Below are 23,602 nucleotides of genomic sequence, written 5' to 3'. Positions count from 1 at the left end.
CCCCCTTGAGGGGGGAGGTCGCAGCAAAGCTGCGGGTGGGGGTGATCCATTGTTTGATGCGGAAAATCACCCCACCCCGTCGCTTCGCGCCGACCCTCCCCCTCAAGGGGAGGGTAACCGCATCGTCACCGTCCCAAATAGTTCTCGATCACCTTCGGATCGTTGCTGACGAAATCGATCGAGCCTTCGGCCAAGACCGAGCCCTCGGCCAGGCACGTCACCTTGACGCCGAGATCGCGGATGAAGCCCATGTCGTGTTCGACGACGACGACCGAACGGGTCTTGGCGATTTCCTTGAGCAGGATGGCGGTTTCGGCGGTTTCCGCGTCGGTCATGCCGGCCACCGGCTCATCGACCAGCAGCAGTTTCGGCTCCTGCGCCAAAAGCATGCCGATCTCCAGCCACTGTTTCTGCCCATGCGAGAGATTGGCGGCGAGATCGTCCTTGCGCGCCGTCATGCGCACCGTTTCGAGAATGTCCCCGATGCGCGCCTTGTCGGCCGGCGTCAGGCGGTAAAACAGCGTCGAAAACACGCCGCGTTTCCGGTTGAGCGCCAGCTCGATATTGTCCCAGACCGTATGGCTTTCAAACACCGTCGGCTTCTGGAACTTGCGGCCGATGCCAAGCTGGGCGATATCCGCTTCGTCCTTTTTGGTCAGATCGATATCGCCGTTGAAGAAGACCTGACCGCTGTCCGGCCGGGTCTTGCCGGTGATGATATCCATCATCGTCGTCTTACCGGCCCCGTTCGGGCCGATAATGGCCCTGAGCTCACCGGGCTCGACCACGAAGGACAGCGAATTCAGCGCCTTGAAGCCATCAAAGGAAACCGACACGCCGTCGAGATAGAGAAGGCTGCGGGAGGTCTTTTCGTCCATCGGTGTTACTCCGCAGCCTGGGGTTCGAGTGTCGTCATCTGGCTTTCCGCTTTAGCAGTGGCCTTGTCCTGATAGGCCTGTTCGACAGCATCGGCCTTTTTCTGTTCCTTGCGCCGGGCAAGGAAATGCTGGACCGTGCCGACGACGCCCTTGGGCAGGAACAGCGTCGTTGCGACAAACAGCGCACCGAGCGCGAACAGCCAGAATTCCGGGAAGGCGGCGGTAAATACGCTTTTGCCGAAATTGACGAGAATGGCGCCGATGATCGGACCGATCAGCGTGCCGCGGCCGCCGACTGCGGTCCAGATGACCACTTCGATCGAGTTTGCCGGGGCGAATTCGCCGGGATTGATGATGCCGACCTGCGGCACGTAAAGCGCGCCGGCCACACCGGCCATCATCGCCGAGATGGTGAAGATGAACAGCTTCATGTTCTCGACACGATAGCCCAGGAACCGGGTCCGGCTTTCGGCATCACGCACGCCGACCAGCACCTTGCCGTATTTCGAGCGGACGATGGCGGAGCTCAAAACCAGGGCCAGCGCCAACGCGATGGCGGTTGCGGCAAACAGTGCTGCCCGCGTGCCACCCGCCTGAACATTGAAGCCGAGGATTTCCTTGAAATCTGTGAGGCCATTATTGCCGCCAAAGCCCATCTCGTTGCGGAAGAAGGCCAGCAGCAGCGCATAGGTCATCGCCTGGGTGATGATCGACAGATAGACGCCGGTGACGCGGGAGCGGAAGGCAAACCAGCCGAAAACGAAGGCAAGCAGACCGGGCACCAGAACAACCATCAGCGCCGCAAAGGCGAAATGGTTGAAACCGTACCAGTACCAGGGCAGCTCCTGCCAGTTGAGGAACACCATGAAATCCGGCAGAAGCGGATTGGCGTAGACGCCGCGATCGCCGATCTGGCGCATCAGATACATGCCCATGGCATAACCGCCGAGGGCGAAGAACGCGCCATGGCCGAGCGAAAGAATGCCGCAATAGCCCCAGACGAGATCCAGCGCCAGGGCCAGAAGCGCATAGCACAGATACTTGCCAAGCAGCGGCACGAGATAGCCGGGTACGTGGAAAGCACTGCCTTCGGGGATCAAGAGATTGGCGAGTGGCACAAGGGCTGCGGCAAGCAGGATCAGGAACACGGCCCAGAGCGTCTTCTTCTCGTGCCTCATGAAAAGCATTTGCGTGATCATTGTTCGACCGCCCTTCCCTTGAGCGCGAACAGGCCGCGCGGCCGTCGCTGGATGAAGAGAATGATGAAGATGAGGATGAGGATCTTTCCGAGCACCGCGCCGGCATAGGGCTCGAGGAACTTGTTGGCGATGCCGAGCGTCAGCGCGCCGACCAGCGTGCCCCAGAGATTGCCGACGCCCCCGAACACCACAACCATGAAACTGTCTATGATGTAGTTCTGGCCGAGATTGGGCGAGACATTGTCGATCTGGCTGAGTGCCACGCCCGCCATGCCGGCAATGCCGGAACCAAGACCGAAGGTCAGTGCATCGACCCAGGGTGTGCGAATGCCCATCGAGGATGCCATGCGCCGGTTCTGCGTGACGGCGCGCATCTGCAGGCCGAACTTGGAGCGTTTCAGCAGCAAGAGCAGCGCCACGAAGACACCGAGCGAAAAGACGATGATCCACATGCGGTTATAGGTGATGGCAAGGCCGCCAACCTCGAAGACGCCCGACATCCAGCTTGGATTATCGACCTGGCGATTGGTGGGGCCGAAGATGGTGCGGATCGCCTGCTGCAGGATCAGCGAAATGCCCCAGGTGGCAAGCAGCGTTTCGAGCGGCCGGCCGTAGAGCCAGCGAATGACGCTGCGCTCGATGCAGACACCGACCAGGCCGGTAAACAGGAAAGCCGCAGGAACCGCAAAGGCCAGCGAATAATCGGTGATGCCGGGGGCGACGGAAGCGACCGTCTGCTGCACCACATAGGTCGTGTAGGCGCCAAGCATGACCATTTCGCCATGCGCCATGTTGATGATGCCCATGACGCCGAAGGTGATGGCAAGGCCGATGGCCGCAAGCAGCAGCACCGATCCGAGCGACAGTCCGTACCAGACGTTTTGCGCAACGTCCCACAGGGCAAGGCTGCCTCTGATGGAACTGATGCTTTGCTCGATGGACGGCTTCAATTCGTCCGGGGCATTGTCCATGGCTGCCGTCAGGATCGTCAAGGCATCGCGGTTTCCGCGCGCGGCGATCATATCGATGGCGGCTTTCTTGTCTCCGGCACTGGCATCGGTCTTCAACAGGATGACGGCACGTGCCGCTTCCATCGTCGCCTTGACCTCGGCGTCCTTTTCCTGCGTCAGCGCTGAATTCAACAGGTCGAGATTGTCGGGATTGGCGTCCTTGAGCAGATCGTGCGACGCTGCCAGCCGGGCGGCGCGGTCGGGGCTAAGCAGCGTCAGCTGGCTCATGGCCGCGCCTATAGCGCCGCGCAAACCATTGTTCAGCCTAATCTTGGCGAGGTTTCCGGGAACCTCGGTAACCGCAGCCCCGGTCAGCACGTCGAGATAGGCACCGTCAGACGGGCCTTCGAGAAAAACCGTGCCGCCGGTCTTCGGCGCATAAAGCTTGCCGTCACTGAGATATTGCAGGATGTCGCCGACTTTCGGATTGCCTGAAGCTGCAAGGGCTTTGACGGCCCCGATCTTCTGCGGGAAGGCCGGTGCACCCAGTGCATCGATCAGCGGCCGGATATCTTCCTGCGCACGCAGGCCCGTTGCAAGGCAACTGACGAGCAGGCAAAGGGCAACAAGGAAGGTCTGAATGGCGCGATACATGAGCTCTTCTTGTTCCGTTGGCTTGGGCAGCCGCGCGTTGACGAACGCTTGATGCCGGCGCTGTTGCTTAAGTTTTCCGCAATCCGCTCGCCCGGCGATCACATCGAACAGGACCGGTACCCGGAACCTCGTCCAGCTGAACCATGCAGAAAACATGCCAGATAAGGGGAGATGAAGGTCCCTCCGTCCAGACGGTGTCTGGACGGAGGGTATTGGCATTTCGATCACGACGTTATGAGAATGGATTTTGGGAAACAGCGATCAGGCCGTTGCCGGAATATGCTGAACTTGATGAAAACAGCGGGTGTTCGTCAAAATCAGGAACCCTTGCCGCCGCACTTGCCCGTTGCAACGTTGAAGTTGCCGCAGGACATCGGCTTGCGCCAATCGGAGATCAGGTCTTTCGAGTCCGGCAGGAAGTCCGACCATTCGTCGCCGACGACCTGAGGGGTCTGCTGGACGATTTCGAACTGGCCGTCGGCCTGGATTTCACCGATCAGCACCGGCTTGGTGATGTGATGGTTCGGCATGACGGTGGAGTAGCCGCCCGAAAGGTTCGGAACCGAAGTGCCGATGATGGTGTCGAGAACCGCGTCCGTGTCGGTCGTGCCGGCAGCCTCGACGGCCTTTACCCAGGCGTTGAAGCCGATATAGGCGGCTTCCATCGGGTCGTTGGTGACGCGCTTGTCGTTCTTGGTAAACGCATGCCACTGCTTGATGAATTCGGCATTGGCCGGTGCATCGACGGACTGGAAATAGTTCCAGGCGGCGAGATGGCCGACCAGCGGCTTGGTGTCGAGACCGGCAAGCTCTTCTTCGCCGACCGAGAAGGCGATGACCGGGATGTCGGTTGCCTTGATGCCCTTGTTACCGAGTTCCTTGTAGAACGGCACGTTGGCATCGCCGTTAATGGTCGAGACGACGGCGGTCTTCTTGCCGGCCGAACCGAATTCCTTGATCTTGGCCACTTCCGTCTGCCAGTCGGAGAAACCGAACGGCGTGTAGTTGATCAGGATGTCTTCCTTCGGAATGCCCTTGGCGATCAGATAGGCTTCGAGGATCTTGTTGGTGGTGCGCGGATAGACGTAATCGGTGCCTTCAAGCACGAAACGCTCGACGCCCTCGGTGTTCATCAGATAGTCGACGGCCGGGATGGCCTGCTGGTTCGGCGCTGCACCGGTGTAGAAGATATTGCGCGAGGATTCTTCACCCTCGTACTGGACCGGATAGAACAGCAGCGAATTCAGCTCTTCGAAAACCGGCAGCACCGACTTGCGCGACGAAGACGTCCAGCAACCGAAGACGGCCGAAACCTTATCGACGGAGATCAGTTCGCGGGCCTTTTCGGCAAACAGCGGCCAGTCGGATGCGGGATCGACAACGACGGCTTCGAGTTTCTTGCCGAGAAGGCCACCCTTCTTGTTCTGCTCATCGATGAGCATCAGCATGGCGTCTTTCAACGTCGTCTCGGAGATTGCCATGGTGCCGGAAAGCGAATGCAGGATGCCGACCTTGATGGTGTCTTCGGCGGCCTGCACGCTGGAAAATGCTGTCGTGGCGAGCGCGCCAGCCAGGAACGCGCCCAGGATCTGGGATTTGAATTTCATGATGTGAACCCCTCTCGTTCTTTTGACGACGGCTCTTCCGAGTACCGTTCGTGCGGCAACTATCCGTTGCGGGGTCAGGATTCCGTATACGTCAATTGACGTAGAGACCGGGGCGAAGTGTGCACTGCAGCACGCGTCTGCGCCGCTTTGCTCGGATGCGAGGCCTTCGTCTGCAGGCACGCGGCGCTCAACGCGCTTTTGCAAACAATTCTGACGGTCCCCAGACAATCCGATTCTCGCACTTGCAAAAGATTGCGCGCCGGGGGAGATTGCCTAATCGTTGATCATATCGAAAATGGGAATATAAATTAGGCATGACGGCACGCCAGCGCATCATTCCGGTCCGGCGCGAATACAATCGCTGGGTCGCCAACCAGACGCTGGAAGACTACGCGCTGCGCTTCACCGCCAAGAGCGCCCGGCAATTCTCCTCGCAGCGCATCTCGCAGACGGCGATCGGGGCGATCTCCTTCCTGGCGCTGGAGGCGATCGGTGGCGCCATCACGCTGTCCTACGGCACGACCAATGCCATCATCGCCATTCTCGCCGCAAGCCTCGTCATGCTCGGCGTCGGCCTGCCGATCAGCCGCTATGCCATCCGCCACGGTGTGGATATCGACCTCCTGACGCGCGGCGCAAGCTTCGGCTACATCGGCTCGACCGTCACCTCGCTGATCTATGCCTCGTTCACCTTCATGCTGTTTGCCATCGAGGCCTCGATCATGTCGGCGGCATTGGAGCTGGCGCTCGGCATCCCCGTCTGGATCGGCTATATCATCAGCGCCGTCATGGTCATTCCGCTGGTCACCCATGGCGTGCGGCTGATCAGCAAATTTCAGCTTCTGACCCAGCCGTTCTGGATCATCCTCAACGTCGCGCCCTTCATTTTCATCGCACTCGCCGACTGGAGCAAGTTCGACCTCTGGCTTGCCTTTCCCGGCACGCACAAGCCGATGGGCGAGCCCGGCTCCTATGCGCCATTCTCGCTGCTCGAATTCGGCGCCGCCTCCGCCGTCATCCTCGCCTTGATGGCGCAGATCGGCGAGCAGGTGGATTTTTTGCGCTTCCTGCCGCCGGAAGGCCAGAGCAAGCTACGCCACCGGTTTGCCGTATTCCTCGCCGGGGCCGGCTGGGTCATCGTCGGCGCACCGAAGCTTTTGGCGGGTTCGTTCCTCGTCGTCCTGTGCCTCAGCGCAGGCGTTCCCGTCGAAGACGCGGCCGATCCCGCCCATATGTACCTGACCGCCTTTGGCTACATGATCCCCTGGCACAATGCAGCCCTCTTGCTGATGGCCGCCTTCGTCGTCGTGTCGCAGCTGAAGATCAACGTCATGAATGCCTATGCAGGCTCGCTCGCCTGGTCGAATTTCTTCTCCCGCCTCACCCACAGCCATCCCGGCCGCGTCGTCTGGCTGATGTTCAACGTGGCGATTGCGCTCCTGTTGATGGAACTCGGCATCTACAAGCTCTTGGAAGAAACACTCGGCATCTTCTCGATCATCGCCATGTCCTGGCTCTGCACCATCTCGGCCGATCTGTTCATCAACAAGCCGCTCGGGCTGGCGCCGCCCAATATCGAGTTCAAGCGCGCCCATCTCTACGATATCAACCCGGTCGGCGTCGGCGCCATGACAGCATCGGCACTGATCGCGCTGACCGCCCATTTCGGCGTCATGGGTGCCATGGCCGCGTCGCTGGCGCCCTATATCGCGCTGATCACCGCGTTCGTCGTCTCCCCCGCCATCGCCTGGGCGACGAAAGGCAAATATTACCTTGCCCGCAAGCCGCGCCAGAGCTGGAAGAAACTCTCGACCGTCACCTGCTCGATCTGCGAACACCCGTTCGAGCCCGAGGACATGGCCTGGTGCCCGGCCTATTCCGCGCCGATCTGTTCGCTTTGCTGCTCGCTGGATAGCCGCTGCCACGACATGTGCAAGCCACATGCGAGCTTCAATGCCCAGACAGCCGTGGTGGCCAAGGCCCTGCTGCCGCAAAAGGTGATGGAGACGCTGTCCACACGGCTCGGCCGCTATGGCATCGCCGTCGTTCTATCGGTCGCCTGCATCGGCATCATCCTGGCGATGATCGCCCACCAGACCGGAACCGCCTCGCCCGAAACGGCATCGGTGATCAACCGGACGGTCGGCGTGGTCTTCTTCGTCTTTGCCGTCGTCACCGGAGTCGTCTGCTGGTTCTATGTGCTGGCCCATGACAGCCGGCTGGTGGCCGAAGAAGAATCCTCGCGCCAGAACACCCTGCTCCTGAAGGAAATCGCCGCGCACAAGAAAACCGACGCCGCCCTGCAATATGCCAAGGAGACCGCCGAGGCCGCCAACCGGGCAAAGAGCCGTTATGTGGTCGGCCTCAGCCACGAATTGCGCACCCCGCTCAATGCCGTTCTCGGCTATGCCCAGATCCTCGAGCGCGACGAGACCATCCCCGCGCCGCGCCAATCGGCGATCAAGGTGATCAAGCGCAGCGCCGACCATCTCTCCGGCCTGATCGATGGTCTTCTCGACATTTCCAAGATCGAGGCCGGCCGTTTGCAGGTTTACTCCAACGAGATCAACATCCAGGATTTCCTCGACCAGATCACCGACATGTTTCGCCCGCAAGCTCAGGCCAAGGGCTTGGTTTTCGAGCATGACCGGGCAAGCGCCCTGCCGCAATATGTCCGCACCGATGAAAAACGCCTGCGCCAGATCCTCGTCAATCTCTTGTCGAACGCCATCAAGTTCACCGATACCGGCACCATCCGCTTCGAAGTCGCCTATCGCAGCCAGGTGGCGACCTTCACCGTCTCCGACACCGGCCGCGGTATTTCGCAAGCCGACCTGCCGCGCATCTTCGAGCCGTTCCAGCGCGGCGAGGCCGAGCATATCCGGCCGATGCCCGGCCTTGGCCTCGGGCTGACCATCACCCAGCTTCTCACCCAGACGCTCGGCGGTGAGATCGTCGTCGATAGCGAGCGCGACAAGGGCTCCACCTTCCGGGTACGGCTGATGCTGTCGGCGATCAGCCGGCCGACCGCCTCCCTGCCCTCGATCCGCAAGATCGCCGCTTACGCCGGCCCGCGACGCACCATCGTCGTGGTCGACGACAACGAGGATCATCGCGACCTGATGCGCGAAGTGCTGATGCCGCTCGATTTCGTTGTGCTGACGGCGGCCGGAGGCATGGAATGCCTGACCCTGATCGAGGGGATCAAGCCCGATCTCTTCCTCATCGATATCTCGATGCCCGGCATGAACGGCTGGCAATTGGTGACACGCCTGCGCGATCACGGCCAGACAGCACCGGTCATCATGCTGTCGGCCAATATCGGCGACGGAACGGCTGCCGATAGCCATACCGGCCACAATGATACGCTCGCCAAGCCTTTCGATATCCGCCAGTTGCAGGACAAGCTGGCTGTGCACCTCGCACTCGAATGGATTTATAGCGACACGGTACAGCAACCCGTCAAAACAACGATCAAGGCTGCGGTGAAAACCCCAGGCGCCGCCCATGTCGAGGAGCTGATCCGGCTCGGCGAAATCGGTTATGTCCGGGGTATCGAAGCCAAGCTCGCCGATCTCGCCCGCCAGGAGGAAAATCAGCCATTCACCGAGGCGGTCAAAACCTACGTCCAGGCTTTCGACCTTGCCGGCTATGCCAACTTCCTGCAAAACATCAACAAACAGGGGAGACCGGCTGGTGAATGAAACCGTGCATCCGCGCGACATCGTGCTCATTGTGGACGATTCACCCGAGACGCTGGGCTTCCTGACGGATGCGCTGGAACAATCCGGGTTTTCCGTGCTGATTGCCACCTCCGGAAACGCCGCCATCAACGTCGTTGACCGCATCACGCCCGACGTCATCCTGATGGACGCGGTCATGCCCGGCATGGATGGGTTCGATACCTGCCGGACGCTGAAGACCAATCCTGCCGTAGCGCAAGTGCCGGTGATCTTCATGACCGGGCTGACCGAGACAGAGCATATCGTCCATGCGCTGGAATCCGGCGGCGTCGATTATCTGTCCAAGCCGATCAATATCGATGAGCTGCGCGCCCGCATCCGGGTGCACCTTGCCAATGCCCGCTCGGCGCAAAGTGCACGTGTGGCGCTGGACGCAGCAGGACGGCATCTGCTCGCCGTGCGCAGCAATGGCACCATCCAGTGGTCGACACCGCAGGCGACCCGGCTCGTCAATGCCGCAACGGGGCGCGACGACGGGCTGGATACGCTCGCCGTCCATGTCCGCCAATGGCTGCAAGAACGGCAGAAACACGGCGTGTCTAAGGACGGACCGCTGATGGTCCATCAGAACGGCCAGCCGGTGCTGCAACTCGCCTATCTCGGTGCGATCGGCGGCGACGAATTCCTGTTCCGGCTGACCGGTGTCAGCCAGACCAGCGACGATGAAATTCTCCGCCAGAGCTTTGCCCTGACAGTACGCGAAGGACAGGTTCTGCTCTGGATCGCCAAGGGCAAATCCAACCGCGATATCGGCGAAATCCTCGGCCTCAGCGCCCGCACCGTCAACAAGCACCTGGAACAGATCTACGTCAAACTCGGCGTCGAAAACCGCGCCTCGGCCGCCGTCAAGGCGGCGAACGCGCTGCACCAGGAATAGCCAGTCAAGCCACTCTGTCGGGCGGCTCGCGGCCCTCGAAGAAGGCGGTGATATTGTCCACCACCTTCATGCCCATGGCCGTGCGGGTTTCCTCGGTCGCACTGCCAAGATGCGGCAGAAGCACGACATTTTCCAGAGCAAGCAACCGCTCGGGTACATTCGGCTCCGCCTCGAAGACATCTAGGCCGGCACCCCGGATGATACCGTTTTCCAATGCGTGGATCAGCGCCGTCTCATCGACGACGTCGCCACGCGCCGTATTGATCAAGTATGCTCCCGGTTTCATCGCCGCCAAACGCTGGCCATTGATCAGGTGGCGGTTTTCGCCACCGCCCGGGCAGTGCAGCGAAACGAAATCGGCAGCGGCCAGCACGTCCCCGACGGCCTCCAGCTGCCGTGCGCCATAGCGTGCGGCTTCCGCTGGGTCGATCTTCGATCTGTTGTAGAAGACCACGTCCATGTCGAAGCCGAAATGGCAGCGTTTCGCCATCGCCTTGCCGATCCGGCCAAAGCCGATGATGCCCAGCGTCTTTCCCGTCACCTTGGTGCCGATCATGTGCGTCGGCCGCCAGCCGGTCCATTGTCCGGCACGAACCTGACGCTCGCCCTCGCCTGCCCGGCGCGCCACCGAAAGCAGCAGCGACATGGCGATGTCGGCCGTACAATCCGTCAGAACGCCCGGCGTGTTTGTGACGGCGATGCCGTAATGTTCGGCCGTCGCGATATCGATGTGATTGTAGCCGACGCCAAAATTCCCGAGGATCCCTGTGCGCAGATCGCCGCCTTCGAACAACGGCGCCGGCAGGCGGTCGGACACCGTCGGAAGCACTGCATCGAAGGACCGTAGCGCGCTGGAGAGCGCATCGGCATCCATCGCCACATCCGATGTGTTGAAATGGGCATCGAACCGCTCGGCAAGCACACGCTCGACGGCATCGGGCCAGCGGCGGGTGACAAGGATGCGTGGTTTGTCGGTCATCGTCTGGCTCCGGACAAAGGGGAATTGCGCTGACAATTAGCATAGCAACGGTATCAATCCAGCCGTCGGTTTGTTGAAACAGCCTTGCCAAAACTGAACATCATCACAGACGGCGGACAGAACGCAAAAAGGCCCGGCAACGCCGGGCCTTTCGCGGTCCAGATGGACCAATCGGTGCTCAACCGAAAACGATTATTTTTCGTTTTCGAAGTAGCTGAACTTGCCGTCGTCACCCTTCTTCCAGGTGTACATGACGTAGTCAGGACGGGTGATGTCGCCCTTTTCGTCATAGCCGAAATCGCCGATAACGGTCTTGAACGGACCCTTGCCCTTGATGTTCTCGGCAACAGCCTGCGGGTCGTTGCCGCCGGTTGTCTTGGCGGCTTCAGCGATAACCTGAAGAGCCGAGTAGGAGTAGAGCGTGTAGGCTTCCGGCTCAAAGCCGTTTGCACGGAACTTTTCGACCAGTTCCTTTGCAGCCGGGTTCTTGCGCGGATCCGGAGCGAACGTCATCAGCGTGCCGTTCACAGCGTCGCCAGCGATCGAAGCGAGTTCGTTCGAGACGATACCGTCGCCGGACATCAGGGTAGCCTTCAGGCCCTGGTCAGCCATCTGGCGCATGATGAGGCCGGCTTCGGTGTGCAGGCCGCCGTAGTAAACCAGCGATACGCCGGCTTCCTTCATCTTGGCGATCAGAGCCGAGAAGTCCTTGTCGCCAGCCGTGATACCTTCGTAAACGACTTCCTTGACGCCGGCTTCGTTCATGGCAGCCTTGGTCAGGTCAGCAAGGCCCTGGCCGTAAGGTGTCTTGTCGTGAACGACGGCAACCTTGGCGTCCTTGAAGTTTGCAGCGATGTAGGCACCGGCAACGGCGCCCTGCTGGTCGTCACGACCGCAGGTACGGAAGGTGTTCCACAGGCCGCGTTCGGTAAAGACCGGGTTGGTGGACGCAGGAGTGATCTGCAAGATGCCGTTTTCAGCGTAGACTTCCGAAGCCGGGATCGAAACGCCGGAATTGAAGTGGCCGATGACGAACTTGACGCCGTCGGCAACGAACTTGTTGGCAACGGAAACGCCCTGCTTCGGATCGGAAACGTCGTCGCCGAGCACGATCTTGATCTGTTCGCCGTTGATACCGCCGGCAGCATTGATGTCAGCTGCAGCCTGCTCGGCACCCTTCTGGAGCTGTGCGCCGAAAGCTGCGTTCGGACCCGTCAACGGGCCAGCAACACCAACCAGCAGATCAGCCCATGCAGTGCCGCTGAAAGCAACCATTGCAGTCAGCGCAACAGCTGACAAAAGTGACTTCTTCATCTTGTTACTCCCAAAAAAATTGAGCGGGTGCCTTTTTAAGCCAGTCACGATACCCACCATAATCGCGCCGGTATTCTTATATCCGCATCAGCGCGCGAGACGCGTCAGCGGGGTTCCCTCTGTCATTTTGACTTCCACGAGAAGGGCGAAACCTTTTCGTAAAGCCAATAGTAGTTGTTGGTCATCTGCTGCGTACGGTAGTAGCGATAGCCTGCCGTAGCAAACAGCAAAAGAATGATCGTGTCCACGGCATAGTACTGCAAAGTCAACATGCTGCCGTTGAAAAGTGCATGATGAATGAAGCGGATCGCCACACCCAGGAGTAGAGTATAGATGACGAGAACGCCGTAGCTGCTCCAGCCTTCGGCAGCGCTCTTTCCCGTGCGCCACGCCGTCCAGCCGCCCATGACGACCGTGATCAGCGCGAAATGCAGAACCGAAGGTTCTTCGTAGAGAATGCCGTGCATCCCGTTTCTCCCTTTCAAAGCGCCAGGCGGTTTTCAGACCGCATGCGAACGCTCCAACATGTCGGATATGCAAGCCGGCCCGGGTCCAACGAAACCTCTGACACGAGCCGGAATGCCATCAATGATGACCGCCTTCGAGATAGGCGGCGCGCACTTCCGGATTGGCCAGCAATTCCCTGCCGCTGCCGCTCATCGTCACCTTGCCGTTGACCATGACATAACCACGGTGAGACAGCTTCAAGGCCGCAAACGCGTTCTGCTCGACGAGGAAAACCGTAAGCCCTTCCTCTTCGTTGAGCTTCTTGATCGCAGCAAAGATGCCCTTGACGATCAGCGGCGCAAGACCGAGAGACGGCTCGTCGAGAAGCAGCAGCTTCGGACGCGCCATCAACGCACGGCCGATCGACAGCATCTGCTGCTCGCCGCCGGAAAGCGTTCCGCCGCGCTGCGACTGACGCTCCTTGAGACGCGGAAACAGCGTGAAAATCTTTTCGACGTCGTCGTTGAAATATTTCAGATTATCCAGGCTCGCGCCCATCTGAAGATTTTCATAGACCGTCATGCGCGGAAAGATCCGGCGGCCTTCCGGCGACTGCGCGATCCGCAACCGGGCGATCTCGTGCGTCGGCATATGGGTGATATCCTGCCCATCGAAGGTTACCGAGCCTGCCCTTGCCTGCGGACTACCGCAGATCGTCATCATCAGCGTCGATTTTCCGGCGCCATTGGCCCCGATCATGCAGACGATTTCGCCGCGCTTGACTTCAACTTCGACCCCGCCGAGCGCCCGGATATTGCCGTAATAGGTTTCGACGTCTTTTACATGCAGAAGGTTATCGCTCATTTGGGCGTGTCTCCCGGCGCAGCGACGGCGATTTCCTCGATCTGTTCGATCACCTCTTCGACCTCATCATCTTCAACACCGAGATAGGCCGCAATAACCTTCGGATCGTTCTTCACATGGTCCGGATTGCCATCCGAAATCTTCTGGCCGTATTCCAGGACGACGACATGGTCGGAGATTTCCATGACAACGGACATGTCGTGCTCGATCAGAAGGATCGAGGTCCCGGTGTCCTTGCGGATGCTGCGCAACAACTCGTTGAGCACCAGCGATTCGCGCGGATTGAGACCGGCGGCCGGTTCATCGAGGCAAAGGAATTCGGGGCCGGTGCACATGGCGCGGGCGATTTCCAGACGGCGCTGGGCGCCGTAGGGCAGATCGCCGGCCGGATCGTCGGCACGGTCGGTCAGATTTGCCTTGTCGAGCCAGTATTTGGCCTGCTCGATCGACTGAGCCGCAGCCTTTTTGTAGGCAGGAAAGCCCAAAAGACCGAGGATGGTATAGCCAGAGGCCAGCATCAGCTTGTTGTGTTGCGCGACCAGCAGGTTTTCCAGCACCGTCAGGCCTGAAAACAGCCGGATGTTCTGGAAGGTCCGGGCTACCTTGGCATCGCGGTTGACCTCGAAATCCGACATGCGTTCGAGCAGATATTCCTTGCCCGCCTTCTGCCGCATCGTGATCATGCCCATCGTCGGCTTGTAGAAACCGGTGATGCAGTTGAACACCGTGGTCTTGCCGGCCCCGTTCGGACCGATCAGGGCGGTGATATCGCCGCGATAGGCTTCGAACGACAGGTCGTTAATGGCCATCAGGCCGCCGAAGCGCATCGATAGATGGTCGACTTTGAGGATTGGATCTTTCGTCATTGTATCTGTCTCAAGGGCCATCAGCCGTGCCCTTCCTTGGTAAAGCTGCCGGAGACGCTCTTGCGTTCGCGCAGGAAGGCCGTGGGTTCACGTGTGCCGACGAAACCGCGCGGCTTCCAGACCATGACGATGATCATGGCCAGGCCGAAAATCAGCATGCGGTAAAGTTCCGGCGTGAAATCCGGGCCGAAGATTTGCTTCAATATCGTCATTTCGCGCAGCAACTCCGTACCACCGATCATCACCGTCGCTGCAACCGCGATGCCGACAAGCGATCCCATCCCGCCAAGTACCACAATGGCAAGAATGATTGCCGATTCGAGGAAGACGAAGGATTCCGGCGAGACGAAGCCTTGGCGCACGGCGAAGAAAGAGCCCGCGAAGCCGCCGAACATGGCGCCCGTGGCAAATGCGGTCAGCTTGGTCGTCACCGTGTTGATGCCGAGCGAACGGCAGGCGATCTCGTCTTCGCGCAAGGCTTCCCAGGCACGGCCGATCGGCATGCGGCGCAGACGGATGGTGACGAAGGCCGTCAAAAGGCAGAGCGCCAGGATCAGATAGAACAGGAAGATTTTGTAATAGGCCGACGACATCGGCAACCCGAAGACCTTGGCGAAATTGTTCGTCGCACTGACGTCAAAGGACCAGATGCCGAACACGGATGCCTTGGCGATGCCGGAGATGCCGAAGGTGCCCTTGGTCACCGCGGTCCAGTTGATCAGAACCAACCGGATGATTTCCCCGAAGGCAAGCGTCACGATCGCCAGGTAGTCGCCCTTGAGGCGGAGAACCGGGAAGCCGAGGATAATGCCCCAGAGGGCGGCGAAGATGCCGGCCATCGGCAGCAGAACCCAGAACGACAGGCCGAAGTAAGACGACAGCAATGCGTAGGAATAGGCACCAACGGCATAGAAGGCGACATAACCGAGATCGAGCAGGCCGGCGAGGCCGACGACGATGTTCAAGCCCCAGGCCAGCATCACGTAGATCAGGATCTGGATGCCGAAGTTATCGACATATTTCAGCGACCCTTGATAGCCGAAGAAGTACACCATGAGCGGCGGGTAGAAAATAAGGGCAATGATGGCCAACATGCTGAAATGCGCAGCTATATAGACCCGAAAATAGAAGAAGCCGAACGCCAGCACGTAGATGATCGCCAGCGCACGGATCATCGTCACCCAAGGAGCGAGCACGGCAGGCAAAGCCGCTGTGATCGGGGTCGCAGCGAACATCAACAAAATGGCGATCACTGCCGCCACGACGACTATTGGCATGCGAAAGAAACGCGTGGCAACGCTGTCGGGAAGAAGGCCGGTGACGGCATTCGTTACCTTCTGGCGAGCCAGAAACGGCCGGATATAAGCAACCGACACGAAACGGCCGACTGCGGCAATGACGACGAAGATTGCGAGCAATCCCCAGCGCTGCACAAGGATCAGCTCGTTCAGGATGTTCTGGTCGGTCTTCAACCCGACGAAGAGTACGAAGAGACCAAGTGCCACGAGGCCGGCGTAAAAGCCCTCGCGCAGAGCCCGCGCCATCAGATTGCTGCCGGCGCTCTCAGGTGTGTTGGTAATGTTTGCCATGAAATTATACCTTCTCGACTTCCGGCCGACCCAGAATACCAGACGGCTTGAAAATCAGCACGATGGCGAGGATCGAGAATGTCGCGACATCCTTGTAGTCGATGGTGAAGTAAGCCGACCACAGCGACTCGATGAGACCGATCATCAGGCCACCCAGCACAGCGCCCGGCAGAGAACCGATGCCGCCCAGAACCGCAGCCGTGAAGGCCTTGACGCCCGGCGTGAAGCCATCGGTAAAGACGATGACACCGTAATACATCAGGTACATGGTACCGGCGACCGCAGCCAATGCCGCACCCATGATGAAGGTGATCGAGATGGTCTTGTCGACGTCGATACCCAGCAATGCCGCCATCTTGCGGTCCTGCTCGGTCGCCCGCTGAGCGCGGCCAAGCGGCGTATGATTGACGATGTACCAGAAGATCGTCAGCAGAACCGCCGTCACCACCACGATGATGATCTGCTTCAGCGATATCGAGATGCCGAACACCTCGTAAACCGACGATACCATCGACGGGATCGGCTTGTTACGCGGGCCTTGCGTCACCTGAATGAAGTTCGACAGTGCGATGGACATGCCGATCGCGGTGATCAGTGGCGCGAGGCGGAACGAGCCGCGCAACGGGCGGTAAGCCATCTTTTCGATGACCCAGTTCCACAATCCAGTCATCACCATCGCCACGATGATCATGATGAATAGGGCAAGTGCGATCGGAATACCGCCGAACAAACCCACCAGAACAAGGTAGACAATCAGTGCCGCGAAACCGCCGAGCATGAAAATATCGCCATGGGCGAAGTTGACCATGCCGATAATGCCGTAAACCATTGTATAACCAATGGCAATCAAACCGTAAATCGAGCCAAGAGTCAGCCCATTGACGAGCTGCTGGACAAAATACTCCATCAATATCCCCCGGGTCTGATCCTAGTAGGTCAGACCTCTTCTTTTCGTGGCTCTTTCTGAGCCTTTTCGATAGAGGATTCCATAATGCTTTCAGACCAAAAGTGAAGCGTAAAATGATGCTTTCCTGATTTTCTTTCCCATTTTAGTGATATTGACGCTTAAACAGTCGAAAAAACAAAAATAGTGCAGTTTAGGCCCTATTTTTGGGCATCAGACCGTGAATTCTACGGTTAAACATGGCTAAGCCCCGGTGGGCCCGTTCAGCCGCCAACTCGGCCTACGAAAGGTCGCGATCACAATCGAGCCTGTCAGGACCGCATGCGCGAACCGTTGGCATCGAAAAGCGGCTGGGCCTGCAACCGGGCCGACAGCATTTCGCCCAGCAATTCGACTTGCCACCCCTCGGCTTCGTCCGCAACCTCCTTCGGCACATAGCCGATCGCGACCGAAACGCCGGAGGCATGGGCGTAGCCACCTGAGGTCACCCAACCACAGACCTTGCCGTTCAGCGAGATCGGCTCGTCGCCGATAACGTCGGCATCCTTGGCGTCGATGATGAAGGTTCTGAGCCGCAAGGTGCCGCCTTCGGCCTTTTCCTTTGCTGCCGCCTGCTTGCCGATGAAGTCGGCATCCTTCTTCAACGCAACGAATCGTCCGAGCCCTGCCTCGAACGGACCGTAAAGCGGACGATATTCGCGCGACCAGCTGCCGAACGATTTTTCGACCCGCAGGGCGTTGAGCGCCCGCAGGCCGAACGGCTTGATGGAAAATTCGGCACCGGCCTCCATGATCAGGTCAAAGAGATAGCGCTGATATTCCGGCTTCATCCAGATTTCATAGCCGAGATCGCCCGTGTAACTGACACGGCCGACGATCGCCGGCGCCATGCCGAGATCCATCCGGCGAATATCCATGAAGGCGAACGCTTCGTCGGACATGTCGAGATGAGTCAGCTTGGAGATCAGCGCACGGGAGTTGGGTCCGGCGATCGACAGGCCGACCAGTTGCAGGTTCAGCGCCTTCAAAATGACCGAACCATCCTTCGGCAAATGGCTTTCGAACCAGCGCATGTGATAGTCTTCGGCGATCCCTGAGCCGATGAGCAGGAAATCCCCCTCGCCGAGCTTGGCCAGCGTGAAATCGCCGATCAGCTTGCCGTCGTCCTTCAGCATCGGCGCCAGCGACATGCGGCCCTTGGCCGGGATGCGGCAGGTCAGCACCCGGTCGAGCCAGGCTTCCGCGCCGCTTCCGGTGATGGTGTATTTGGCAAAGCCCGATGTTTCCATCAGACCGACACTGTCGCGCACGGCCCGGGCTTCGGCGCCGACGACATCGAAGTCGTTGGAGCGGCGCCAGGAGAATTTGTCCTCTTCGCCCTTCGGCGCAAACCACAGCGGTGATTCGAGACCGTAGGAAGCACCGAACACGGCACCGGCGTCCTTCAGCTTGTCGTAGATCGGCGTGGTCAGGAACGGGCGTGCGCCCGGCAGTTCCTCGTTCGGATAGCGGATCGAGAAGCGGCGGGAATAGTTTTCACGGACCTTGGCATTGGTGAAGCCAAGCGTGGCGAAATCGCCGTAGCGCGACACGTCCATGGCAAAGACATCGAAACCCGGATCGCCATAGATGATCCAGTTGGCCAGCGCCAAACCGACACCGCCCCCCTGGCTGAAGCCTGCCATGACGGCGCATGCGGACCAGTAATTGGTCAACCCGCGCACCGGTCCGACCAGCGGATTGCCGTCCGGCGAGAAGGTGAAGGGGCCGTTGATGATCTTCTTGATGCCGGCATTGTTGAAGGCCGGGAAGTGTCGGAAGCCGACTTCAAGTTCGGGCGTAATGCGCTCTATATCTTCGGCCAGCAGTTCATGGCCGAAATCCCACGGAGTGGTGATCGGCGACCATGGGCGGCAGGCCTTTTCATAGGTGCCCATGAGCATGCCGTTGCGTTCCTGACGCAGATAGATCTCACCGTCGAAATCGACGCAGTGCATCAGTTCCTTGCCGCGCGTCTGGTTGAATTCGATGACTTCCGGCATGTCTTCGGTGATCAGATACATGTGCTCCATGGCAAGCACCGGCAGCTCAAGCCCCGTCATCCGCCCGACTTCGCGCGCCCACAGGCCGGCGGCGTTGACGACGTGCTCGGCAATGATCTCGCCCTTGTTGGTGATGACCCGCCAGGTGCCGTCTTCCCGCTGGACAAGGTCTTCCACCTTGGTGTGCAGGTAGATATCCGCACCGTTCTTCTTGGCGGATTTGGCATAGGCATGGGTAGTGCCATAGGGATCGAGATGGCCTTCGACCGGATCGAACACGGCACCGACGAACTGCGTGGGATCGAGAAGCGGCATCAGCTCGTGCGCTTCCTTGGGAGACAGAAGCTCGGCATCCAGGCCCATGTAGCGGCCCTTGGCGAGGATCGACTTCATCCAATCGAACCGCTCCTTGGTCGCCGCCAGCATCATGCCGGAGGTCATGTGCAGACCGATATCCTGGCCGGAATATTCCTGAATTTCCTTGTAGAGCTCGACCGTATATTTCTGCAGCTTGGCGACGTTCGGATCGCCATTGATCGTATGCATGCCGCCGGCCGCATGCCAGGTCGAGCCGGAGGTGAGTTCCGAACGCTCCAGAAGAACCACATCGGTCCAGCCGAATTTCGTCAGGTGATAAAGGATCGAACAACCGACGACGCCGCCGCCGATAACGACGACCCTGGCATGGCTTTTCATGGGTATTCTCCGGTTTCGGGACGGCTTGCAAAAAACGTCCCGCTCAATGAAGCGAATTTGGCTTTCGAAACCGTACCGGCAAAGTCGCGCCGGTTAAAGATATCCCTGCGAACAGGTCTTGCCCATTCCCGCCATCTGCCACTTCAACCGCGCCATAAAAGCGTCACGCGATGCCGCATTTACCTTGGCGCGGAGAAACCGGCGGACAGATCGAATTCCCGCCCCATCACGCGCAGATCGTCAAAGAGCGCCGCGGCAAAGCTGCGCATGACGATCAGTTCGAACTCATTTTCGCCGGTGCGGGCCAGATTGACGCCGATATGGCCGCAAAGAACGTTCGATGACGTGCCGATCTCAAACGCTGCGGGATACAGATCCGTAGCAATGCCCTTGGCAAGGATGCGCCGGACATTGGGGCCCGACAGCCTGAAAACGACGCGGCCGTCGCTCTGATCGACGGCATAGGCCGTCTCGGCCAGCAGCAATGACAGGTTGCGGTGCAGGCCCTCCGGCGTTTCCACTTGCGACAGGGCCAGCCATTCGCCGGGTCCGGCAAACCGGACGGATACATCGCCCGATGCGGCCAATCCGGCCGTCACCGATGCCTCCTCGCCGTCCATCGCCATGACAGAGGCGATGGCGCAGGCACGCGGAACATCCAGGTGATCGACCGCGCGGATGCCGGGTTGCGGCGGCAGCAGGCCGTCGAGAGGATGGTGGGAAATGTAGGTTCTGGTCATGTCCGCATCCACATCAGGAGTTCAGCTTTGTGTTGGCGGGATCGACGAAGACCGGGTTGCAGACCTCCGCCACCACTTCGGCACCCGCCAGCTTGTCCCAGACGACGATACGCTCGCCATAGCGCTCGCGGCCCGATTTCAGAAAGGCCAGCGCAATGTCGTGCCCGAGCGTCGGCGAGAAGCAGGCGGAACTGACATAGCCCTGATCGTTCAGCGTCGAGGGTTTTGTGCCCTCGCGCAGCAGATGCGCACCGGCGCGGATATGCTGGTCCGCCTCCACCGGCTTCAGCCCGACCATCTGCATGCGGTCGGCGGCCGTCAGGCCGTAGCGGGTAGACAGCCGCTTGCCGATGAAGTCCGGTTTCTGCGCAGAGACCATGCGTCCGAAGCCCGCATCGTCGGGCGTTACCCGGCCATCGAATTCGGCATGGGTGACATGGCCCTTCTCGATGCGCAGCACATTCAGCGCTTCCAGCCCGTAGGCACAAATTCCATATGCCCTGCCCTCTTCCATTATGGCATCGGCAACGGCATCGCCGAGCCCCGCAGGCACGGCCAGTTCATAGGCCAGTTCGCCGGAAAACGAGATCCGGAACAGCCGCGCCTTGACGCCGCCCTTCAGCGTGACGATCCCGGCAGCAAGAAACGGGAACGCCGCGTCGGAAATATCCTCCTCGACGAGAGCCTGCATCACCAGCCGGGTTTTGGGTCCGGCAATCGCCATCTGCGCCCATTGATCGGTCGATGAGCAGAAGCGGACTTTGAGATCCGGCCAATGCACCTGAGCGCAATATTCCATATGGGACATCACCCCACCGGCGAGTGCCGTGGTGGTGGTCATGACGAAATGCTCAAGCGACAAACGGCTGGTGGTGCCATCGTCATAGACCATCCCGTCCTCGCGCAGCATCAGCCCGTACCGCGCCTTGCCGACCGGCAGCTTGAGGAACGGATTGCAATAGAGGCGATTGAGGAATTCCGCTGCATCCGGTCCGAAAATCTCGATCTTGCCGAGCGTCGAAACATCGCAGAGGCCGACATTCTCGCGGACGTTGCGGACTTCGCGATCCGCGCTTTCACGCCAGGTCTTTTCTCCGCCACGCGGAAAATAGGCCGGTCGAAACCAGAGGCCGGAATCGACCAAGATAGCGCCATTTCGCTGCGCCCAACCATGGAGCGGCGATTTGCGCACCGGAGCTGCGTGCTCATCGTGCGATGTGCCGGCCAGAGCCCCGAAGGCAACCGGCGTATAGAATGGCCGGAAGGTGGTGGTGCCAACATCGCCCGGGCTGATGCCCTGCATGGCAGCCAGAAGGCCCGTGGCATTGATACCGGAAAGCTTGCCCTGATCAGTCGCCATGCCGTTTGTCGTGTAGCGCTTGGCATGTTCGACATGGCCAAAGCCCTCACGCAGGGCAAGCCCGATATCCTTGACATGCACGTCGTTCTGGAAATCGACAAAGGCTTTTGCCTTGGCGCCCGGCGAATACCACAGCGCCGTGAACGAGGGATCGGTCTCTCCATCCACGGCAGGGGCCGTGTGGGCGGCAGCAGCCGAAAATCCGAGATCGGCAACGATTATGGCAGCCTTGTCCGCACCGTCCTGCAGACAGCCGGCCAGGCTGTGGCGTCCGGCAGCTGCACCAGCGACAACAAGACCGTTGCCGACGTCAGGCGCAAGAAAGGTCTTCAAGTCCTCGGACCAGACAGCCTTGGCACCGCGCTGGCAGGCAAGATGAATAACCGGGTTCCAGCCGCCAGACATCCCGATCGCATCGCAGGCAATCGTTTGCTCGAAGCCCGAGCGCTCAACAACAATGCCGGAGACACGCTGGCGCCCCTTGGTGTCGATCACAGAGGCCGAATGAATGACACGAACACCATCCGGCGCGACATCGGAAACATCCGCGCGGCTGTCGATGATGGCGGCAATGTCCACGCCATGCGCAACGAGATCGGCGGCCGTGCGGTAACCGGCGCTGCCATTGGTGAAGATCGCCACCGATTTTCCGGCGGCAACGCCGAAACGATTGGCATAGGTGCGCATGGCACCCGCCATCATCACGCCCGGCCTGTCATTGCCGCCGAACACCAGCGGCCGTTCCTCGGCGCCTGTCGCCAGCAGCGCCCGCTTGGCGACGATGCGCCAGAGCCGCTCGACCGGTAGCTTGGCCTGCGGCAAGGCCAGATGCTTTTGCACCCGCTCGACTGCACCGAATACATTGTCGTCGTACCAGCCGAAAACGGTGGTGCGCGCCATCATCGTCACGTTCGGCAGGGATCGCAGTTCCGCCAAAGCCGTTTCGGCAAAATCCGGGGCTGAAGTGCCGCCGACCCGCGTCGTCTCGCTAAGCAATGAACCGCCCAGCCTGAAATCCTCGTCCGCGAGAACAACCCGCAAGCCAGCACGGCCGGCCGTCAATGCCGCCATCAGTCCCGTCGGACCGGAGCCGACCACCAGCAGGTCGCAATGCGCCCAGCATTTTTCATAGGATTGCGGATCTCTCTCCAGGACCGCGCGCCCGAGCCCGGCCGCCTTGCGGATGATCGGCTCGTAAACCTTCTCCCAGAAGGCCGCCGGCCACATGAACGTCTTGTAGTAGAAACCGGCACCAAGGAATGGCGACAACAGGCCGTTTACTGAACCATAATCATATTTCAGCGATGGAAAGCGGTTCTGGCTGCGGGCGTCGAGGCCCGAATAGAGTTCGGCGACAGTCGCCTTGGTGTTCGGGTCGCTGCTGGCGCCATTGCCGATGGTCACCAACGCATTCGGCTCCGAAGGTCCGGCCGTGACGATGCCGCGCGGCCGGTGATATTTGAAGCTGCGGCCGACCAGAAGCTGATCACTGGCAAGCAGCGCAGAGGCGAGCGTATCACCGGAGAATCCCGTCAGATTCCGGCCATCGAACCGGAAATCAAGCGGCGCGTTGCGATCGACCAGACCGCTGGAGGCAAGGCGATAGGCTGTCATCGGCCAGCCTCCCGCGCATCAGACGCCGCATCCGTGACCGAAAAAACCTCGTGGGTGAACGTATCGCGTTCGACCACCAGCCAGCGCCTACAGCCGGCCACGTGCTGCCAGTGTTCGCGGTAGCGTCCGCGCGGGTTGCTGCGGATATGAACATAGTCGTTCCAGGCTTCGTCGGACGCTTCCGGATCGGGACGGACCAGCGACGCGTCGCCACGGATCGAAAACTCTTCCTTCGGCCGGACGCCGCAATGCGGGCAGTGAATGAGGCTCGCCATACTT

Annotated in this window: 16 protein-coding genes and 2 pseudogenes; 2 read left to right on the top strand and 16 right to left on the bottom strand. The window is 60.0% G+C overall.

Annotation, left to right across the window (positions count from 1 at the left end):
- Positions 1-125: 125 nt before the first annotated feature.
- The 4 genes from urtD to urtA all read right to left on the bottom strand — a co-directional run bounded on the left by urtD (position 126) and on the right by urtA (position 5,288).
- Positions 126-878: an urea ABC transporter ATP-binding protein UrtD gene (urtD, locus tag ACP7BS_RS14890; RefSeq protein ID WP_426238724.1), complete on the bottom strand. Its 753-nt coding sequence runs from the start codon at positions 876-878 to the stop codon at positions 126-128.
- A gap of 5 nt (positions 879-883) precedes the next feature.
- Positions 884-2,065 carry an urea ABC transporter permease subunit UrtC gene (urtC, locus tag ACP7BS_RS14885; protein ID WP_426238828.1) on the bottom strand — a complete coding sequence of 394 codons (1,182 nt, stop codon included), beginning with the start codon at positions 2,063-2,065 and terminating at the stop codon, positions 884-886.
- Positions 2,066-2,073: 8 nt separating this feature from the next.
- Complete coding sequence (gene urtB / locus ACP7BS_RS14880) at positions 2,074-3,681, bottom strand: urea ABC transporter permease subunit UrtB (RefSeq protein ID WP_426238723.1); 1,608 nt, start codon at positions 3,679-3,681, stop codon at positions 2,074-2,076.
- A gap of 317 nt (positions 3,682-3,998) precedes the next feature.
- Positions 3,999-5,288: an urea ABC transporter substrate-binding protein gene (gene urtA, locus ACP7BS_RS14875; RefSeq protein WP_426126614.1), complete on the bottom strand. Its 1,290-nt coding sequence runs from the start codon at positions 5,286-5,288 to the stop codon at positions 3,999-4,001.
- 314 nt (positions 5,289-5,602) lie between these two features.
- Here urtA and ACP7BS_RS14870 point away from each other — a divergent pair, with 314 nt between their 5' ends.
- Positions 5,603-8,992: a hybrid sensor histidine kinase/response regulator gene (locus tag ACP7BS_RS14870; protein ID WP_426238722.1), complete on the top strand. Its 3,390-nt coding sequence runs from the start codon at positions 5,603-5,605 to the stop codon at positions 8,990-8,992.
- Positions 8,985-9,908, top strand: a complete 924-nt coding sequence (locus ACP7BS_RS14865) for a response regulator (protein ID WP_426238721.1) — start codon at positions 8,985-8,987, stop codon at positions 9,906-9,908. The genes ACP7BS_RS14870 and ACP7BS_RS14865 overlap by 8 nt, the downstream gene beginning before the upstream one ends.
- A 4-nt stretch (positions 9,909-9,912) precedes the next feature.
- On the opposite strand, the gene ACP7BS_RS14860 is transcribed toward ACP7BS_RS14865, so the two are convergent.
- The 12 genes and pseudogenes from ACP7BS_RS14860 to ACP7BS_RS14805 form a co-directional block, all read right to left on the bottom strand.
- The gene (locus ACP7BS_RS14860; protein ID WP_426238720.1) at positions 9,913-10,887 is read right to left on the bottom strand and encodes a 2-hydroxyacid dehydrogenase; all 975 of its coding nucleotides are present in this window, start codon (positions 10,885-10,887) and stop codon (positions 9,913-9,915) included.
- Positions 10,888-11,079: 192 nt separating this feature from the next.
- Complete coding sequence (locus ACP7BS_RS14855) at positions 11,080-12,201, bottom strand: branched-chain amino acid ABC transporter substrate-binding protein (RefSeq protein ID WP_426226876.1); 1,122 nt, start codon at positions 12,199-12,201, stop codon at positions 11,080-11,082.
- Positions 12,202-12,323: 122 nt separating this feature from the next.
- Positions 12,324-12,668 carry a DUF6867 family protein gene (locus ACP7BS_RS14850; RefSeq protein WP_426226875.1) on the bottom strand — a complete coding sequence of 115 codons (345 nt, stop codon included), beginning with the start codon at positions 12,666-12,668 and terminating at the stop codon, positions 12,324-12,326.
- A gap of 118 nt (positions 12,669-12,786) precedes the next feature.
- A complete protein-coding gene (locus ACP7BS_RS14845) occupies positions 12,787-13,512 on the bottom strand; it encodes an ABC transporter ATP-binding protein (RefSeq protein ID WP_426238719.1) in 726 nt (241 codons plus the stop codon).
- Positions 13,509-14,399, bottom strand: coding sequence for an ABC transporter ATP-binding protein (locus tag ACP7BS_RS14840; RefSeq protein WP_426226871.1), 891 nt, complete (start codon positions 14,397-14,399; stop codon positions 13,509-13,511). The genes ACP7BS_RS14845 and ACP7BS_RS14840 overlap by 4 nt, the downstream gene beginning before the upstream one ends.
- Positions 14,399-15,478, bottom strand: a pseudogene (livM, locus tag ACP7BS_RS14835) (high-affinity branched-chain amino acid ABC transporter permease LivM); the annotation flags it as partial. The gene ACP7BS_RS14840 and the pseudogene livM, both read right to left, overlap by 1 nt.
- Before the next feature lie 180 nt (positions 15,479-15,658).
- Positions 15,659-15,967, bottom strand: a pseudogene (locus ACP7BS_RS14830) (DUF3382 domain-containing protein); the annotation flags it as partial.
- A gap of 4 nt (positions 15,968-15,971) precedes the next feature.
- Positions 15,972-16,874, bottom strand: a complete 903-nt coding sequence (locus ACP7BS_RS14825; RefSeq protein WP_426226869.1) for a branched-chain amino acid ABC transporter permease — start codon at positions 16,872-16,874, stop codon at positions 15,972-15,974.
- 308 nt (positions 16,875-17,182) lie between these two features.
- Positions 17,183-19,609 (bottom strand): GcvT family protein, encoded by a 2,427-nt coding sequence (locus tag ACP7BS_RS14820; RefSeq protein ID WP_426238718.1) that lies wholly within the window; start codon positions 19,607-19,609, stop codon positions 17,183-17,185.
- A gap of 179 nt (positions 19,610-19,788) precedes the next feature.
- Positions 19,789-20,349, bottom strand: a complete 561-nt coding sequence (locus ACP7BS_RS14815; RefSeq protein WP_426238717.1) for a sarcosine oxidase subunit gamma — start codon at positions 20,347-20,349, stop codon at positions 19,789-19,791.
- 13 nt (positions 20,350-20,362) lie between these two features.
- Positions 20,363-23,323 (bottom strand): sarcosine oxidase subunit alpha family protein, encoded by a 2,961-nt coding sequence (locus ACP7BS_RS14810; RefSeq protein ID WP_426238716.1) that lies wholly within the window; start codon positions 23,321-23,323, stop codon positions 20,363-20,365.
- Entirely contained in the window at positions 23,320-23,598 is a 279-nt protein-coding gene (locus ACP7BS_RS14805) for a sarcosine oxidase subunit delta (RefSeq protein WP_426238715.1), read from the bottom strand. The genes ACP7BS_RS14810 and ACP7BS_RS14805 overlap by 4 nt, the downstream gene beginning before the upstream one ends.
- Positions 23,599-23,602: the final 4 nt, after the last annotated feature.

It is taken from the genome of Pararhizobium sp. DWP1-1-3 (assembly GCF_049896125.1).
GTDB lineage: Bacteria > Pseudomonadota > Alphaproteobacteria > Rhizobiales > Rhizobiaceae > Pararhizobium.
This window is presented reverse-complemented; position numbering and strand designations above follow the sequence as displayed.

Bases quoted from the DNA above. Each gene is read 5' to 3' on its own strand.
- ACP7BS_RS14860 (WP_426238720.1), bottom strand. From the start codon at position 10,887: ATGACCGACAAACCACGCATCCTTGTCACCCGCCGCTGGCCCGATGCC.
- ACP7BS_RS14825 (WP_426226869.1), bottom strand. From the start codon at position 16,874: ATGGAGTATTTTGTCCAGCAGCTCGTCAATGGGCTGACTCTTGGCTCG.
- urtC (WP_426238828.1), bottom strand. From the start codon at position 2,065: ATGCTTTTCATGAGGCACGAGAAGAAGACGCTCTGGGCCGTGTTCCTG.
- ACP7BS_RS14820 (WP_426238718.1), bottom strand. From the start codon at position 19,609: ATGAAAAGCCATGCCAGGGTCGTCGTTATCGGCGGCGGCGTCGTCGGT.
- ACP7BS_RS14870 (WP_426238722.1), top strand. From the start codon at position 5,603: ATGACGGCACGCCAGCGCATCATTCCGGTCCGGCGCGAATACAATCGC.
- urtB (WP_426238723.1), bottom strand. From the start codon at position 3,681: ATGTATCGCGCCATTCAGACCTTCCTTGTTGCCCTTTGCCTGCTCGTC.
- ACP7BS_RS14850 (WP_426226875.1), bottom strand. From the start codon at position 12,668: ATGCACGGCATTCTCTACGAAGAACCTTCGGTTCTGCATTTCGCGCTG.
- ACP7BS_RS14855 (WP_426226876.1), bottom strand. From the start codon at position 12,201: ATGAAGAAGTCACTTTTGTCAGCTGTTGCGCTGACTGCAATGGTTGCT.
- ACP7BS_RS14840 (WP_426226871.1), bottom strand. From the start codon at position 14,399: ATGGCCCTTGAGACAGATACAATGACGAAAGATCCAATCCTCAAAGTC.
- urtA (WP_426126614.1), bottom strand. From the start codon at position 5,288: ATGAAATTCAAATCCCAGATCCTGGGCGCGTTCCTGGCTGGCGCGCTC.
- ACP7BS_RS14815 (WP_426238717.1), bottom strand. From the start codon at position 20,349: ATGACCAGAACCTACATTTCCCACCATCCTCTCGACGGCCTGCTGCCG.
- ACP7BS_RS14810 (WP_426238716.1), bottom strand. From the start codon at position 23,323: ATGACAGCCTATCGCCTTGCCTCCAGCGGTCTGGTCGATCGCAACGCG.
- ACP7BS_RS14845 (WP_426238719.1), bottom strand. From the start codon at position 13,512: ATGAGCGATAACCTTCTGCATGTAAAAGACGTCGAAACCTATTACGGC.
- urtD (WP_426238724.1), bottom strand. From the start codon at position 878: ATGGACGAAAAGACCTCCCGCAGCCTTCTCTATCTCGACGGCGTGTCG.
- ACP7BS_RS14805 (WP_426238715.1), bottom strand. From the start codon at position 23,598: ATGGCGAGCCTCATTCACTGCCCGCATTGCGGCGTCCGGCCGAAGGAA.